At 71.7% G+C, this 15660-nt stretch carries 12 protein-coding genes; 6 read left to right on the top strand and 6 right to left on the bottom strand.

From position 1 onward, the window contains the following. The first annotated feature begins 123 nt into the window (after positions 1–123). The gene (locus tag ABT324_RS30080; RefSeq protein ID WP_351184324.1) at positions 124–867 is read left to right on the top strand and encodes an SDR family oxidoreductase; all 744 of its coding nucleotides are present in this window, start codon (positions 124–126) and stop codon (positions 865–867) included. A 109-nt stretch (positions 868–976) separates the two neighbouring features. On the opposite strand, the gene ABT324_RS30075 is transcribed toward ABT324_RS30080, so the two are convergent. The 5 genes from ABT324_RS30075 to ABT324_RS30055 all read right to left on the bottom strand — a co-directional run bounded on the left by ABT324_RS30075 (position 977) and on the right by ABT324_RS30055 (position 8278). Continuing rightward, positions 977–2674 (bottom strand): formate--tetrahydrofolate ligase, encoded by a 1698-nt coding sequence (locus ABT324_RS30075; RefSeq protein WP_351184322.1) that lies wholly within the window; start codon positions 2672–2674, stop codon positions 977–979. Further along, positions 2671–3513 carry a methylenetetrahydrofolate reductase gene (locus ABT324_RS30070; protein ID WP_351184320.1) on the bottom strand — a complete coding sequence of 281 codons (843 nt, stop codon included), beginning with the start codon at positions 3511–3513 and terminating at the stop codon, positions 2671–2673. Before ABT324_RS30070 ends, ABT324_RS30075 begins: the two co-directional genes overlap by 4 nt. Positions 3514–3527: 14 nt before the next feature. Beyond that, positions 3528–4721, bottom strand: coding sequence for a glycine cleavage T C-terminal barrel domain-containing protein (locus ABT324_RS30065; protein ID WP_351184318.1), 1194 nt, complete (start codon positions 4719–4721; stop codon positions 3528–3530). A gap of 94 nt (positions 4722–4815) precedes the next feature. Further along, positions 4816–7287 (bottom strand): GcvT family protein, encoded by a 2472-nt coding sequence (locus tag ABT324_RS30060; protein WP_351184316.1) that lies wholly within the window; start codon positions 7285–7287, stop codon positions 4816–4818. Positions 7288–7621: 334 nt separating this feature from the next. After that, positions 7622–8278 carry a GntR family transcriptional regulator gene (locus ABT324_RS30055; protein WP_502949823.1) on the bottom strand — a complete coding sequence of 219 codons (657 nt, stop codon included), beginning with the start codon at positions 8276–8278 and terminating at the stop codon, positions 7622–7624. Between the two features lie 84 nt (positions 8279–8362). Between ABT324_RS30055 and ABT324_RS30050 the strand changes: the two genes are divergently transcribed. From ABT324_RS30050 to ABT324_RS30035, 4 genes are read left to right on the top strand one after another with little or no spacing between them, the layout of a single operon-like run. Then, on the top strand, positions 8363–9583 hold the full coding sequence (locus ABT324_RS30050; protein WP_351184312.1) for a sarcosine oxidase subunit beta family protein: 1221 nt from the start codon (positions 8363–8365) through the stop codon (positions 9581–9583). Between the two features lie 48 nt (positions 9584–9631). Continuing rightward, complete coding sequence (locus tag ABT324_RS30045) at positions 9632–9889, top strand: sarcosine oxidase subunit delta (protein ID WP_351184310.1); 258 nt, start codon at positions 9632–9634, stop codon at positions 9887–9889. Continuing rightward, the gene (locus tag ABT324_RS30040) at positions 9886–12708 is read left to right on the top strand and encodes a 2Fe-2S iron-sulfur cluster-binding protein (protein ID WP_351184308.1); all 2823 of its coding nucleotides are present in this window, start codon (positions 9886–9888) and stop codon (positions 12706–12708) included. Before ABT324_RS30045 ends, ABT324_RS30040 begins: the two co-directional genes overlap by 4 nt. Next, the gene (locus tag ABT324_RS30035; protein WP_351184306.1) at positions 12695–13303 is read left to right on the top strand and encodes a sarcosine oxidase subunit gamma; all 609 of its coding nucleotides are present in this window, start codon (positions 12695–12697) and stop codon (positions 13301–13303) included. The genes ABT324_RS30040 and ABT324_RS30035 overlap by 14 nt, the downstream gene beginning before the upstream one ends. Positions 13304–13315: 12 nt before the next feature. On the opposite strand, the gene ABT324_RS30030 is transcribed toward ABT324_RS30035, so the two are convergent. Next, positions 13316–14506: an NAD(P)/FAD-dependent oxidoreductase gene (locus ABT324_RS30030; protein WP_351184304.1), complete on the bottom strand. Its 1191-nt coding sequence runs from the start codon at positions 14504–14506 to the stop codon at positions 13316–13318. A gap of 216 nt (positions 14507–14722) precedes the next feature. On the opposite strand from ABT324_RS30030, the gene ABT324_RS30025 reads away from it, so the two are divergent. Beyond that, entirely contained in the window at positions 14723–15466 is a 744-nt protein-coding gene (locus ABT324_RS30025) for an IclR family transcriptional regulator (RefSeq protein ID WP_351184302.1), read from the top strand. The last annotated feature ends 194 nt before the right edge of the window (positions 15467–15660 follow it).

The following is a 15660-nucleotide window of genomic DNA, read 5'->3' as shown; positions in this document are numbered from 1 at the left end:
TAGGCGTTATGCCGCTCGCGCATAGCGGGGTGCGGAACAGGTCTTGGACGCCCAGGTCAGCGGGCTGTTGACTCGGTGACGTCCGCACCGGACAAGACCTGGAACCGGCAACGAAGGAACGACATGGGCAAGTACGTGGGGAAGAAGGTCGTGATCACGGGAGGCAGCAGCGGCTTCGGCCTGGCCACCGCGCGGCTGCTCGCCGACGAGGGGGCGCGCGTCCTGATCACCGGGCGGAACCAGGCTGCGTTGGACACCGCCCGCGACTCGCTTGGCGACAACGCGGTCGCGGTCCGCAGCGACGCGGGATCGCTGTCCGACATCGACGAGCTGGCCGAACGGGTGGAAGCGGAGTTCGGCACGGTCGACGTGCTGTTCGCCAACGCGGGGGTGAACGGCTTCGCACCGTTCGAGGAGACAAACGAGGAGCTCTTCGACCGGCTGCTGGCCATCAACGCCAAGGGCCCGTACTTCACCGTGCAGCGGCTCGCTCCGCTGCTGGTGGAGGGCGGTGGCGTGGTGGTCACCACCTCGGTCGCGAACGCGCTGGGCGTGCCGATGCTCAGCGCGTACGCGGCAGGCAAGGCGGCGCTGCGCTCGATGACGCGGAGCCTGGCGAGGGAACTGCTGCCGCGCAAGATCCGCGTGAACGCGGTCAGCCCCGGACCGATCGACTCCGGGATCCTGGAGAAGTCGCTGCCCGCGGAGGCGGCCGCGCAGACCAAGGCCCAGATGACCGCGGATAACCCGATGCTGCGGATGGGAACCCCGACCGAGGTCGCCAAGGCGGTGGCCTTCCTCGCGTTCGACGCCACCTACACCACCGGAGCCGAACTCGTCGTCGACGGCGGCGGCTCCCAGCTCTGACGGTCAGGCGAACGGGACGGGGGTTCGCAACTCCGGGGGAAGTCGCTCATCCGACCTCCCCAGGAGTTGCGGACCTTCCTGCGCGGGGTTCGGGCCGAGCGGAACGGGTTCAGCTCAAGCCCGTGATGTTGCCGTCCTCGTCGAGGTCGATGGACTCCGCTGCCGGGTGGGAGCCGAGGCCTGGCATGGTGCGCATCTCGCCGCAGATCGGGTAGACGAAGCCCGCTCCGACCGAGGCCCGGACCTCGCGGACCGGGAGGGTCCAGCCCGTCGGGGCACCCAGGAGGGTGGGGTCCGAGCTCAGCGAGAGGTGGGTCTTGGCGATGCAGACCGGGAGGTCGCCGTAGCCGTTGGCCTCGTAGGCGTCCAGGGCTCGGGCCGCCGCCGGGAGGTAGGACACGCCGTCGGCTCCGTAGACCTTCGTCGCGATCGTTTCGATCTTGCTGCGCAGGTCCGCCGAATCCGGGTACAGGAGCTGGAAACCGCTCGGCTCCTCGGCCGCCGCCACCACCGCCTCGGCCAGTTCCACCGCTCCCTTGCCGCCTTCCAGGAAGTGGTTGCTGACCGCGACCCGCGCGCCTTCGGCCTCGGCGACCTCGCGGATCGCGTCGTGCTCGCTGTGGTAGTCGGTGGGGAAGGCGTTGACCGCCACCACCGGCGAGACCCCGTGCAGCCGGATGTTGTCGATCTGCTTGCGCAGGTTCGCCGCCCCGGCGCGCACGTCGTCCGGGTTCTCCGCCAGCATCGCGGCTGGCAGCGGCTTGCCCGCCACCACCTTGTACCGCCCGGAGTGCGCCTTCAGCGCGCGCACCGTGGCCACCAGCACCGCCGCGTCCGGGCGCAAGCCGGAGGTGCGGCACTTGATGTTGAAGAACCGCTCGGCACCCATGTCCGCACCGAAGCCCGCCTCGGTCACCAGGTAGTCCGCGCAGCGGCTGGCGATCCGGTCGGCCACCACCGAGGAGTTACCGTGCGCGATGTTGCCGAACGGCCCGGCGTGCACCAGGACCGGCGTGTTCTCGGTGGTCTGCATCAGGTTCGGCTTGATCGCCTCGCGCATGATCACCGCCATCGCCCCGCCCGCGCGCAGCTGCTCGGCGGTGACCGGCTCGCCGTCGCGGGTGTAGCCCACCACGATCCGGCCCAGCCGCTGCCGCAGGTCCCGCAGCGACGTGGACAGCGCCAGCACCGCCATCACCTCGCTGGCCGCGGTGATGTCGAAGCCGGTCTGCCGGGGTGTGCCGTCGGCCCGTCCACCGAGGCCAGTGACGATGCTGCGCAGGTCGCGGTCGTTGACGTCCAGCACCCGCCGCCAGGTGATCCGGTGCGGGTCGATGCCCAGCGCGTTGCCCTTGTGCAGGTGGTTGTCCAGCATCGCGGCCAGCAGGTTGTGGGCCGCGGTGACCGCGTGCATGTCGCCGGTGAGGTGCAGGTTCAGCGCCTCCATCGGCACCACCTGGCTGTAGCCGCCACCGGCCGCGCCGCCCTTGATGCCGAACGTCGGGCCCATCGACGGTTGCCGGACGGCGATCGCGGACCGCTTGCCGAGGTGCCGCAACGCCTGGCCGAGCCCCACCGTCGTGGTCGTCTTGCCCTCGCCCAGCGGGGTGGGCGTGATGGCCGAGACCACGATGTAGCGGGCCGTCGGTTCCTCGGGCAGCTCCTCCAGCGCGTCCAGCGAGATCTTCGCGACGCTGCGCCCGTACGGTTCGAGCAGGTGCTCCCCGAGTCCCAGCTGCGCCGCGACGTCCGCCAGCGGCTTGAGCGCGGTGGAGCGGGAGATGTCGAGGTCGGAGGGGATGTTCATGCCGGTACCTCCCGGAGCCGGGCGACCAGGTCGTGGCGCCACTGCACCGTTTTCGCGATCTCGTTGAAGGTGAAGAAGTGCCAGCCCGCGATACCGGCGGCGGGGTCGACGAGGTGGGGGGAGAGCTCGTCGAGCAGCTCGTCCGGGGTGTAGCGGGTGAGCAGCTTCGACACCACGCCGTGCTGCTTGCGCAGGAACCGCATCGACTCGCCCAGCCCGATCTTCAGCGAGATCCGCAGCAGCCGGTGCACGTCCACGACCCCGGGCACGCCGACGTGGATCGGCAGCAGCACCCCGCGGGCGCGCACCGCCCGCAGCCAGTCCGCCACGGTGCGCGGGTCGTAGCAGATCTGCGAGACGACGTAGTCGGCGTAGCGGGCCTTCTCGGCCATGGCCCGCACGGTGCTGGCGTCGGCGATGAACGAGTGCCGCTCCGGGTAGCCGGTGATGCCCACCCGCGCCGGGCGCCGACCGAGCTCGTCCAGCGCGCGCAGCAGCGCCAGCGCGTCCGGGAACTGCCCCCGCGGTTCGGCGGAGTCCCCGGCCACCACGAAGACCTCGGTGATCCCGAGCTCGTCCAGCTGGTCCAGCAGCGCGGTCAGGTGCGAGCGGTCGCCGACCATCCGGGCCGCCAGGTGCGGCACCACGTGCAGGTCGCGCTCCCGCAGCTGGGCGGCGAGGTCCAGGGTCGCCTCGATGCCCTTGGCGGGCGAGGCCGTGACGGTCACGGTGGTCCCGGCGGGCAGCAGCTCAGCCTGCGCGACCGCACCCCTCAGCGGCAGCACCTCGAACCGGGCGCTGGTCAAGGACTGCTCCAGGAGTTCGGCGTTGGCCGTCATCGCACCGCACCTCCCTACGCCGTGCGGACCAGGGCCTTGGGGATGTCCTTGGTGGGGTCCAGGAACGGCTTCTCCACCACCACCGCTTCCTGCGGGCCGTGCTGGGTGTGCACCACCAGCTCGGTGCCCAGCTCGTGGTAGGCGATCGGCACCATGGCGTAGCCGATGTTGCGCTCCATGCGCGGCGACCAGCAGGCCGAGGTGACCTCGCCGATGCGCAGGCCGCGCGGGTCGTGCACGTCGAAGACGTCGATCATCTCGCCGTCGTTGAACGAACCCACGCCCGGTCCGCCGATCTCCACGCCGACCAGCTTGCGGCTGATCCCCTCGGCCTTGATCCGCTGCAGCGCGGCCTTGCCGATGAAGTCCGCCTCCTGGTCCAGGTCGACCATCCAGGTCTTCTCGAACCCGTAGCCCACCTCGAACGGGTTGGTGTCGTAGGTGATGTCGCAGCCCCACGACAGGATCCCGGCCTCGATGCGCCGGATGTGGCACGGGCCGATCACCCGCAGGTCGTGCGGCTCGCCCGCCTGCCAGATGGCGTCCCACAACCGCACCCCGTCGTGGCTGGCGTTGTGCAGGTAGATCTCGTAGCCCAGCTCGGCGGTGTAGCCGGTGCGGGAGACCACCACCTGCATGCCGTCCAGCTCCTGCTCGACCGCGTAGTAGTAGGGCACGTCGAGGATGGACTCGCCGAACAGGTCCACCATCACGTCGCGGGACTTCGGCCCCTGGACCTGCACCGGTCCCACGTCCGGTTCCCGGATCTGCACGTCCATCCCGAGATTGTGCGCCAGCCCCTTCACCCACAGCAGCACGTCGCTGTCGGCCAGCGACAGCCAGAAGTGGTTCTCGCCGAGCCGCAGCAGCACCGGGTCATTGATGATGCCGCCGTTCTCGGCGGTGACGAACACGTACTTGCACTGCCCGACCTTGCACTTGTTCAGGTCGCGCGGGACGAGCATGTTGGTGAACTCGAACGCGTCGGGCCCGGTGATCTCCACCTGCCGCTCGACGCCGACGTCCCACAGCGTGACGCCCTCCAGCAGCGCCCAGTACTCGCCGACCGGGTCGCCGTAGTGCCGCGCGTGGTAGGTGTGGTTGTAGACGCTGTACAGGCCGACGCCGTGCTGCCGCGAGGCGTAGAAGAACGGCGACTTGCGGATGCGCGGGTAGAGCAGGACTCCGGGGTTCGGGTTGGTGCTCATGGCTGGCTCCTTCGGAGGTCCGGGTGGTGGGTAGCGGGCACCCGCACCGCTGGTCGTCCCGGCGGTCGGGCTCGGGTCACGTCGAACCCGCTGGTCAGCAGCGCATTCGGGTCATCTCGGGATCGAACACGGGGTCGGCGGCCACCGTCGCCGGGTGCGGCTCGTCGAAGTAGGACACCCGCACCGGGGTGCCCGGGTGGGCCAGCTCGGCGGGCAGCCAGGCGTAGGCGAGGCTGGCGCCGACGCTGTACCCGTAACCGGCGCTGGTGGTGAACCCGACGGGCTCGCCGTCGGCGAACACCGGCTCGGAGCCCATCAGCACGGTGCCGTCGTCGATCGTCAGGCAGCACAGCTTCCGGCGCGGGGCGCTCTCCCGGCGCCGCAGCAGCGCGTCCCGGCCGATGAAGTCGCCCTTGCCGGTCTTGACGGCGAAGCCGAGGCCCGCTTCGTCGGGGTCGTGCAGGCTCCACATGTCCGCACCCCAGGCCCGGTAGCCCTTCTCCAGGCGCAGCCCGTTGAAGGCGCCGCGCCCGCCGGGGAAGATCCCGTGCTCGGCACCGGCCCCGGCCAGCAGGTCCCACAGCCGACGGCCGAACTCCGCCGAGGTGTAGAGCTCCCAGCCGAGTTCGCCCACGTAGGACAGCCGGAGGGCGACCACCGGCACCTCGCGCACGTGCAGGCGTTGCGCGCGGAAGAACCGGAACGCGTCGTGGGAGACGTCGCGGTCGGCCAGCTCGGCGAGCACGGCACGGGCCCGCGGCCCCCACAGCCCGATGCAGCAGGTGCCGCCGGTGATGTCGCGGACCTGCGCGGTCTCGTCGGCGTGCCGCCGCAGCCAGGCGATGTCGCGCGGACCGTTGCAGCCGACCTGGAAGGTGTCCCGCTCCAGCCGGGCCACCGTGATGTCCGCGCGGATCCCGGCGGTGGGCTCCAACATCAGCGCATAGGTCACGTAGCCGGGCGGCCGGTCGAGCTGGTTGGTGGTCAACCGCTGCAGCAGGTCGAGCGCGCCGCGCCCGGTGACTTCCGCCCGGGCCAGTGAGGTCATGTCGTACATCGCCACGCGCTCGCGGGTTGCCTGGTGCTCGGCGCCGACGACCGGGGACCAGTAGCGCCCCGCCCACGGCCCGGGCTGGGCGATGTCCCGGCCCTCGAGCAGGGGCTTGTTGCTCTCGTACCAGTGCGGCCGCTCCCAGCCGTTGGCCTCCAGGAACACCGCGCCCAGCTCGCGCTGGCGGTCGTGGAACGGGCTGGTGCGCAGCGGGCGCGGGTGCTCCGGCGGCTGCTGCGGGTGGATGATGTCGTAGACCTCGCGGAAGCTCTGCGCCCCGCGCTCGGCCACGTAGGACGGGCTGTGCGCGAAGTCCTCGAAGCGGCGCAGGTCGGCCTGCCGCAGGTCGATGTCGGTCACCTGCCCGGCCAGCCACTGCGCCACCACCTGGCCGACCCCACCGGCGTGGGTGATCCACACGGCCTCGGCGACCCAGAAGTTGTCGATCTCCTTGGACGGCCCCAGGACCGGCATGCCGTCGGCGGTGAACAGGAACAGCCCGTTCATGCCCTCGGTGACCTCGGTGCGGCGCAGCACGGGCAGCAGGTCGCAGGCGTCCTGCCACGGATCGGCGAAGTCCTCCGGGGTGAACGGCTGCACCGAGGCCATGCCCTTCCAGCCGCCGCCCTCGGACGGCGCCTCCGCACCGCCGCCGGGAGCCGCGGTGGGCAGGATCTCGCTGCTGTCCACCGGGATCGCCCGGTGCTGGTAGGACCCGATGCCGTAGCGGTCGTGGATCTGCCGGAAGTACATCGACCGGTCCTGGTGCCGCAGGATCGGCTGGTCCACCTCGTCGCGCGCGGCCACCAGGCCCGGCACCGAGCCGGTCACCGCGTACTGGTGGGCGAGCGGTTGCACGGGGATCGACACCCCGGCCAGCTCCCCGATCTTCGGACCCCAGATCCCGGCGCAGCACAGCACGGTCTGAACCGCGACGTCACCCCGGTTGGTGCGCACGGCGCGGACCTCCCCGCCCCGGACGTCGAACCCGATCACCTCGGTGTTGGCGGCGAACCGCACGCCGAGCCGCTGCGCCTCGCGGGCCATCGCTTCGGCGGCGCGCACCGGTTTGGCGATGCCGTCGGTGGGCACGTGCAGCCCGCCGTGGATGCGGCTCGCGTCGATCTGCGGGATCCGCTCCTGCACCTGGCGCGGGTCGAGCAGCTCACCGTGGATGCCCCAGGCGGTGGCCAGGCCGAGCTTGCGCTTGAGGTCGTCCCAGCGCTCCGGGGTGGTGGCCACCTCGATCCCGCCGACCTGGTGGAAACAGGGGCGGCCGTCCAGCTCCAGACCGGCGTAGGTCTCGACGGTTCGGGTGGCCAACCTGCTCAGCGTCTCGGACGGGTTGGTCTGGAAGACCAGGCCCGGTGCGTGCGAACTGGAACCGCCGGTGGCCGGCAGCGGTCCCTGCTCGACGACCATGACGTCGGTGAGGCCGAGGCGCGCGAGGTGGTAAGCGGTGCTGCATCCCACGATGCCCGCGCCGATGAGGAGTACCTGGGCGCTGGAATCCATAGCTGCCGCCTTGTTGCGTCTACGACAACTCCCTGCGTATACCGCAACCGTGCGCCTCCGGGAGGGGGCGCGTCAAGGACACGGGAGGGCCAATTCGACAATCGGCCGGATCGGGGTCGGAAGTCCCTCCGGCAGCAACGACCAGTGGCCCCGCGCTGACCTCTCCGGGCGACGATCGACACGATCGGACCAGCCCGATCCCGTTACCCCCGAAGGAAAACCCCGCGCCGATCACCGCGCTCGGGTACCTAGGTGGTCCGCAGTTTCAATTGAAACTGCGATCAGCAGCCACGGTGGATCGCAGTTTCAATTGAAACTGCGGTGGTGCGGGGCGTCAGATGGCTTGGCGGATGGACTTCTCGAAATGGTCGACGTGGGCGACCGCGATGCGGTCGGCCCGGTCGGCGTCGGCGGCGATGATCGCCTTGAGCAGTTCCGCGTGCTCCCCGACGTGCTCGGCCACGTTCGGCAGCTGGTCGAAGAACAGGTGCCAGATGCGCAGGGCCAGGTTGTAGTAGTGGCCGAGAGTGGTTTCCAGGTAGCGATTGTGGGTGCAGCGGTAGATCGCGCGGTGCACCCGGGCGTCGACGTCCATGATCACCGGCTGCTCGCCGCCGAGGTCCTCGGCGAGCGCGCGCAGCTCGTCCAGTTCGGACCGCTCGGCCTCGGTGGCCCGCTCGGCGGCGCGGCGCGCCGCGTGGCCCTCCAGGCGGTGGCGCACGTCGGCGATCAGCGCGTGGTCGGTGATGTTGACCTCGGTGACGAAGGTGCCGCGGCGCGGGTAGATCACCACCAGCGACTCGGCCTCCAGCCGCTTGACGGCCTCCCGGAACGGGGTGCGCCCGATGCCGAGCTCACCGGTCAGCGGTTCCTCGGGCACGGGGGAGCCGGGCGGTAGCCGCAGGGTCAGGATCATGTCGCGCAAGGTCAGGTAGGCGAGCTCGGCCTGCGACGGCTGTTCGCCGGATCGAGAATTGACGGCTGCGCACACGTCTCGTAGCCTACCCCACATACTGATATATCAGTTCGCCCTGAAGTCCACTGGTCACTCCCGTCGTTCGCGTTGGAGGCCGCGGTGGTCACCACCCCCTTGCCCGAGCCGCCGCCGAGGCTGTGGCGCAACCCGGAACCGAAGCGGCACTACGACGTGGTGATCGTCGGTTCCGGTGGCCACGGTCTGGCCACCGCCTACTACCTCGCGAAGAACCACGGCATCACCGACGTCGCGGTGCTCGAGCGCGGCTGGCTGGCCGGCGGCAACATGGCCCGCAACACCACGATCATCCGCTCCAACTACCTCTTCGACGAGAGCGCCGCGCTCTACGACCACGCGCTGGGGCTGTGGGAGCAGCTGCCCGCCGAGCTCGACCACGACTTCCTGCTCAGCCAGCGCGGCGTGCTCAACCTGGCGCACACCGAGCAGGAGGTGCGCGACGCGCGGCGGCGGGTGTTCGCCAACCAGCTCAACGGCATCGACGCCGAGTGGGGCGACCCCGCGGAGATCGCCGAGCTGTGCCCGATCCTGAACCTGTCCGCCGACGTCCGGTACCCGGTGCTGGGCGCGACCCTGCAACGCCGCGGCGGCATAGCCAAGCACGATCACGTGGCCTGGGCGTTCGCCCGCAAGGCCGACGAGATGGGCGTGGACCTGGTCCAGGACTGCGAGGTCACCGGGTTCCTCCTCGACGGCGACCGGGTCACCGGGGTGCGGACCTCGCAGGGGGCGATCAGCGCGGGTCGCGTCGCGCTGGCCGCGGCTGGGCGGACCTCGCTGCTCACCGACCAGCTCGGCTTGCGGCTGCCGCTGCAGAGCCACCCGCTGCAGGCGCTGGTGTCCGAGCTGTTGGAGCCGGTCCACCCGTGCGTGGTGATGTCCAACCACGTGCACGTCTACTGCAGCCAGGCGCACAAGGGCGAGCTGGTGCTGGGCGCGGGCATCGACAGCTACAACGGCTACGGCCAGCGCGGCTCGGTGCACGTGGTCGAGCGGCAGATGGCGGCGGCGCTGGAGCTGTTCCCGATCTTCGCCAAGGCGCACGTGATCCGGACCTGGGCGGGCACTGTGGACGTCACGCCGGACGCCTCGCCGATCATCGGCCCCACGCCGTACGAGAACCTCTACCTCAACTGCGGGTGGGGGACCGGCGGTTTCAAGGCGACACCGGGCGTGGGCTGGGTGTACGCACACACCATCGCCACCGGCCGCCCGCACCCGCTCAACGAGCCCTACGGCCTGGACCGGTTCCGGACCGGTGCCCTGATCGACGAGCACGGTGCCGCCGCCGTCGCCCACTGACCGTGACTCCCACGGGGGTTCCCGGGGAGACCAGGAGGGGAGTCCCCGATGTTGTTGATCCGCTGCCCCTGGTGCGGGGACCGGGACGAGACCGAGTTCCACTACGGCGGGCAGGCCCACGTCGACTTCCCGGACAACCCCGCCGAGCTGGACGACGCGCAGTGGGCGGAATACCTGTTCGTCCGCGACAACCCGCGCGGGTTGTTCCACGAGCGCTGGGCCCACGTGGCGGGGTGCCGCCGCTGGTTCACCGTCGTCCGGGACACCGGGACCAACGAGATGCGGCCCGAGAAGGTGGTGCCATGACACGGCTGCGCGAGGGCGGTCGCATCGACCGCACCCGCACCCTGCGGTTCTCCGTCGACGGCATCGAGCTGACCGGACACCCCGGCGACACGCTGGCCTCGGCGCTGCTCGCCCACGGCCGCGTCGAGGTCGGGCCGTCGATCTACCGGGACCGGCCGCGCGGCATCCTCACCGCCGACGGCACCGAACCCAACGCGCTGGTCCAGGTGCTCAACGGCAGTCCGGAACCGATGGTGCCCGCCACCACCCTGGAGCTGCGCGACGGACTGCAGGTGGCCAGCCTGTCCGGGATCGGCTGGCTCAGCGCGGCGCCCGATCCCGTGGTCCACGACAAGAAGTACGTGCACGCCGACGTCGTGGTGGTCGGCGCTGGTCCAGCCGGGATCGCCGCCGCGCTCGCGGCCGGGCGCAGCGGCGCCCGGGTGCTGCTGGTCGAGCAGGGGCGCGAGCTCGGCGGGGCGCTGCTGGACGGCGGCGAGCGCATCGACGGCCGCAACGCGGGGGAGTGGATCTCCCGCGCGGCGAGGGAGTTCGTCGACCTGCCGGAGGTGCGGGTGCTCACCCGCGCGACCGCGGTTGGCCACTACGACCACAACTACCTGCTGATCGCCGAACGCCGCGGCGCCCGCCAGCGGCTGTGGCACGTGCGCGCGCAGCGGGTGGTGCTGGCCACCGGGGCGCACGAGCGGCCGATGGTCTTCGCCGACAACGACCGGCCCGGCATCATGCTCGCCTCGGCGGTGCGCACCTACCTCAAGCGGTTCGCGGTGCTGCCCGGCCGCGACGCGGTCGTGGTGACCACTTCGGACAGCGCGTACCAGACCGCCGCCGACCTCGCCGCGGCTGGCGCCCGGGTCCGCGCGGTGGTCGACACCCGCCCGCAGCCGCCACCACGGCTGGTCGACCTCGCGGACTCGCTGGGTGCGCGGGTCCTCACCGGCTCGGCAGTCATCGGGACCACCGGAAACGGGCGCATCACGTCGGCGCGCATCGGCGGCGTCGAGGGCGCGGGGACGCCGGTCGACGTCGAGTGCGACCTGCTGGCGGTCTGCGGCGGGTGGAACCCGTCGGTCGGCCTGTTCAGCCAGGCAGGCGGTGCGCTGCGCTGGGACCGGCTGGTCGCCGGGTTCGTGCCGGAGCAGGAACCCGGGCGGCCCAAGGTGATCGGCGCCGCTCGCGGCACCTACGACCTCGCCGGTTGCCTGGCCCAGGGGCTGGCGGCCGGTGCGGAGGCGGCCACCGCCAGCGGCTTCCGCACCGCGGCCCCGCCGGTGCCGCCGGTGACCGGGGACCGGCCGGTCGCCCCACCCCGACCGGTGTGGGTGGTGCCGGGCGAGACCGGGGAACCGGCGCAGTGGTCCCAGCACTTCGTCGACCTGCAGCGGGACGCTGCGGTCGCCGACGTGCAGCGGGCGGTCGGCGCCGGGATGCGCTCGGTCGAGCACATCAAGCGGTACACCACCATCGGCACCGGCAGCGACCAGGGCGGGACCTCCGGGGTCAACGCCATCGGCGTCATCGCCGAAGCCCTGGGCGCGCAGTCACCGGGCGAGGTGGGCACCACGACGTTCCGCCCACCGCACGCGCCGGTGCCGTTCGCGCTGCTGGCCGGGCGCGACCGGGGCGAACTGCACGACCCGGTGCGGACCACGCCGATGCACTCCTGGCACGTGGCGCACGGCGCGGTGTTCGAGGACGTGGGCCAGTGGAAGCGGCCCCGGTACTACCCGCGGCCCGGTGAGGACATGGCCGCAGCAGTGCGCCGGGAATGCCTGGCGGCGCGCACCGGGGTCGCGGTGCAGGACGTGTCCACCCTCGGCCGGATCGAGGTCGTCGGGCCGGACGCGCCGGAGTTCCTCAACCGCGTCTACACCAACGCCTTCGCCAAGCTCCCGGTCGGCAAGGCCCGCTACGGCGTCATGTGCACCGCCGACGGGATGGTCTTCGACGACGGCGTGTCGATGCGGCTGGCCGAGGACCGCTACCTGATGAGCACCACGACCGGCGGCGCGGCGAAGGTGCTGGAGTGGTTGGAGGAGTGGCTGCAGACCGAGTGGCCGCACCTGGCCGTGCACTGCACGTCGGTGACCGAGCAGTGGGCGGCGGTGGCCGTGGTCGGGCCGGACTCGCGGGAGGTGGTGGCCCGGCTCGCCCCGGACCTGGACGTCTCCAACGAGGCGTTCGGCTTCCTGGAGTTCCGGGACACCGAGCTGGCCAGCGGGATCCCGGCCCGGATCAGCCGGATCTCGTTCTCCGGCGAGCTGGCCTACGAGGTCAACGTCGAGTCCTGGTACGGCCTGGCGCTGTGGGAAGCGGTTTACGACGCGGGCCAGGACCTCGGCATCACGCCCTACGGCACCGAGACCATGCACGTGCTGCGCGCGGAGAAGGGCTTCGTGATCGTCGGGCAGGACACCGACGGCACGGTGACGCCGCAGGACCTGGGCATGGACTGGGTGGTGTCCCGGCGCAAGGACTTCATCGGCAAGCGCTCCTTCACCCGCCCCGACACCGCCCGACCCGACCGCAAGCAGCTGGTCGGCCTGCTCCCGGTGGAGCCCGGCGAACTGCTGCCGGAGGGCGCGCAGCTGGTGGAACCCGACGTGCCGCTGGAACCGCCGGTGCCGATGCTCGGGCACGTCACCTCCAGCTACCGCAGTGCGGTTCTGGACCGCACCTTCGCGATGGCGCTGGTCCGTGGCGGCCGCGAGCGCATCGGCGAGGTGCTGCACGTGCCGGTCGCCGGTCGGCGCATCCCGGTCGAGGTGACCGAGCCGGTGTTCTACGACGTGGGAGGAGCTCGCCGTGACGGTCGTTAGCCCGCGCAGGACCGGTGCCCTGCGCCGCAGCCCGCTCGCCGACCGGGCCGCCGAGCTCGCCGCTGGCGGCGGCCGGGACGTCCGGCTGGCCGAGGAACCGTTCCTGACCCAGGTCAACCTGCGCGTCCACCCGGGCAGCCCGGCGGTGGCCCGCGTCGAGCACGCGCTGGACCTGGCGCTGCCGCACCACGAACCGAACCTGGTCTCCGGCGACGAGACCGCGGCGGCGCTCTGGCTCGGCCCCGACGAGTGGCTGCTGGTCGGTCCGGACGGCCGGGCCCCGCACCTGGTGGCCGCCCTCGGCGAAGCGCTCGCGGACTCCCTGGGGTCCACTGTGGACGTCTCGGCGAACCGGACGACCCTCCGGCTGTCCGGCCGGATGTCGCGGGAAGTCCTGGAGAAGCTGTGCTCGCTCGACCTGCACCCGCGGGCCTTCACCCCGGGCCACTGCGCGCAGACCCTGGTGGGCCGGGCGCAGGTGGTCCTCTGGCAGCTGGGCCCGGAACCGGAATACCGCCTGCTGGTGCGCAACTCCTACGCGAACTACCTGGCCAGCGTGCTGCTGGACGCGATGGCTGAGTTCACCGGGAGGTGACGGACCGCCCGGTCAGGCGCGGGCCGGTGCCGCGGGGTGGGTGAGGGCCGTGACGAGGCGGCGGCGGTGGGTGGCGAACCGCTTCGGGCTGTTCATCGCCAGCACCGCCACCTGGCGGCCGCCGCGGTGGTAGGTCGCCACGAAGCGGCGGGAGGCCAGGGAGCCCTCCACCACGGTGATCCGGTCCTTCGGGCCCGCGTAACCCGCGAACTGCAGGGTCGAGCCGTACTGGCGGGACCAGAAGTGGGGGACGCCGGTGTAGGTCGCCACCGTGCTGCCCGCCAGCAGGTTCCGCACCGCCACCGGCGGCTGGTTCATCGCCGTCGACCAGTGGTCGCTGCGGACCGTGCGCTGGCGGTGCGGCGGCTGGTAGCGGGCGATGTCGCCGACCGCCACCACGTTCGGCAACGCCGTGACGCAGCCGGAGTCGGTGACCACGCCGTCGCGGAGCTTCAGGCCGGAGCCGCGCAGCCAGCGCGTCGCGGGCTCCGCGCCGACCTCCACGACGACCGCGTCCGCCGGGAGCACCCGGCCGTCGGCCAGCTCGACGCCGGTCACCCGGTCCTCGACCAGCACCCGCCTGGCGGGGGTTCCGCAGCGGACCCGCACGCCGTGGTCCTCGTGCTGGGCGAAGTACAGCGGAGCCAGCTCGATGCCCAGCGTTCGCGCCAGCGGCAGGTGTTGCGCGTCGACGAGCGTCACCTGCGCGCCGAGGGCCCGGCAGCTGGAGGCGATCTCCGTGCCGATCAACCCGCCGCCGACCACGACCACCCGCGCCCCCGCGCGGATGTCCGCGCGCAGCGCGAGCGCGTCGTCGACGGTGCGCAGGCGGTGGCAGCCGGGAGCTTCGTCGGTGCCCGGCAGGCTCAGCCGCGCCGAACCGGTCGCCAGCACGACCCCGTCCGCGCGGACCTCGCTGCCGTCGGCGAGCACCACCGCGCCGCGCCGGGTGTCCAGGCGGACCGCCGCGGTGCCCAGCCGCCAGTCCGCGGCGAGATCGGCCTCCTCCTGCTCGCTGCCCAGCGCCAGCTCCTCCGGTTGCAGGGCCCCGGCGAGGAACTCCTTGGACAGCGGGGGCCGGTCGTAGGGGCGGTGCGGTTCTGCGCCGATGATCACCAGCCGCCCGTCGAAGCCCTGCTCGCGCAACTCCTGCGCGGCCCGCCACCCCGCCACCGAAGCTCCGACGACGGCGACCGCCCTCATGCCGGGATCACGGCCGGTGCGGCCACGGGGAATGACAACAAGCCGACCTCCGTTGCACAATGAGGAACAGCGCGTAGTATGTGCAACAAATCTGACCCTTTTGTTGCGACAACGTCAAGAGGGACAACGGATGGTTCTGGTATGTGCACCACGAGCGGATACGGTTAACCGGTGGGTAGCGCAGCGGAAGATCGCGGAAGGGGTTCTGGCGCTCTGGTGCAGTCCGTCGACCGGGCTGTGACCGTCCTGGAACTGCTGGCGCGCAACGGCGAAGCTGGCATCACCGAGATCGCCGGGGAGCTGGGAGTGCACAAGTCGACGGCCTCCCGGCTGGTCAGCGTGCTGGAAGCGCGCGGTCTGGTGGAACAGTTGGGAGAACGCGGCAAGTACGCCATCGGCTTCGGCATCGTCCGGCTGGCCGGAGCGGCGACCGAGCGGATGGACCTGCCGAGGTTGGGTCGACCGTTCTGCGAGTCGCTGGCCGCCGACCTGGGCGAGACGGTCAACATCGCGATCCGGGACTACGACGTCGCCATCAACATCAGCCAGGCGCGCGGCACCGCGGCGGTCACCGCGCACAACTGGGTCGGCCAGCGCACACCGCTGCACGCCACCTCCAGCGGCAAGGTGCTGCTGGCGCACGCGCCCCGCGAGGACCAGGACGAGCTGCTGGTCCGGCCGCTGGAGCGCTACACGACCCGAACGGTGACGAGCGCAAGCCAACTCCGCAAGGACTTCGATTTGATCGTCCGGGACGGCTACGCGACGAGCTACGAGGAGCTGGAACTCGGCCTCAACGCCGCGGCGGTGGCGGTCTACAACCAGGAGGGCGAGGTCATCGCGGCGCTGAGCGCCTCGGGCCCGTCCTACCGCTTCTCCCGCAAGCGCATGCGCGAGGTCGTCGGCGCGATGCGCATCGCGGCCAAGGAACTCTCCTCCCAACTCGGCTTCCTGGCCTGACCCCGAGCGCCTGCCCCCGAGCAGAACCCCCACCGACCTCCGGGTCCACCACGCACAGGCAACCACCCTCCCCGAAAACGCCTCCAGGCGATGTCCCACCGAGGATCTCGCCTCCCGCCGCCCGCCTCCCGTCACTGGCCGCCCGCGCTCGTCGCTGGCCTCTCGTCGCTCGCCGCCGCCCGCCTCTCGTCGCT

This window comes from Saccharopolyspora sp. NPDC000359 (genome assembly GCF_040300525.1).
Lineage (GTDB): Bacteria > Actinomycetota > Actinomycetes > Mycobacteriales > Pseudonocardiaceae > Saccharopolyspora.
The sequence above is the reverse complement of the archived record's forward strand: the minus strand, read 5'-3'. Positions and strand labels throughout refer to the sequence as shown.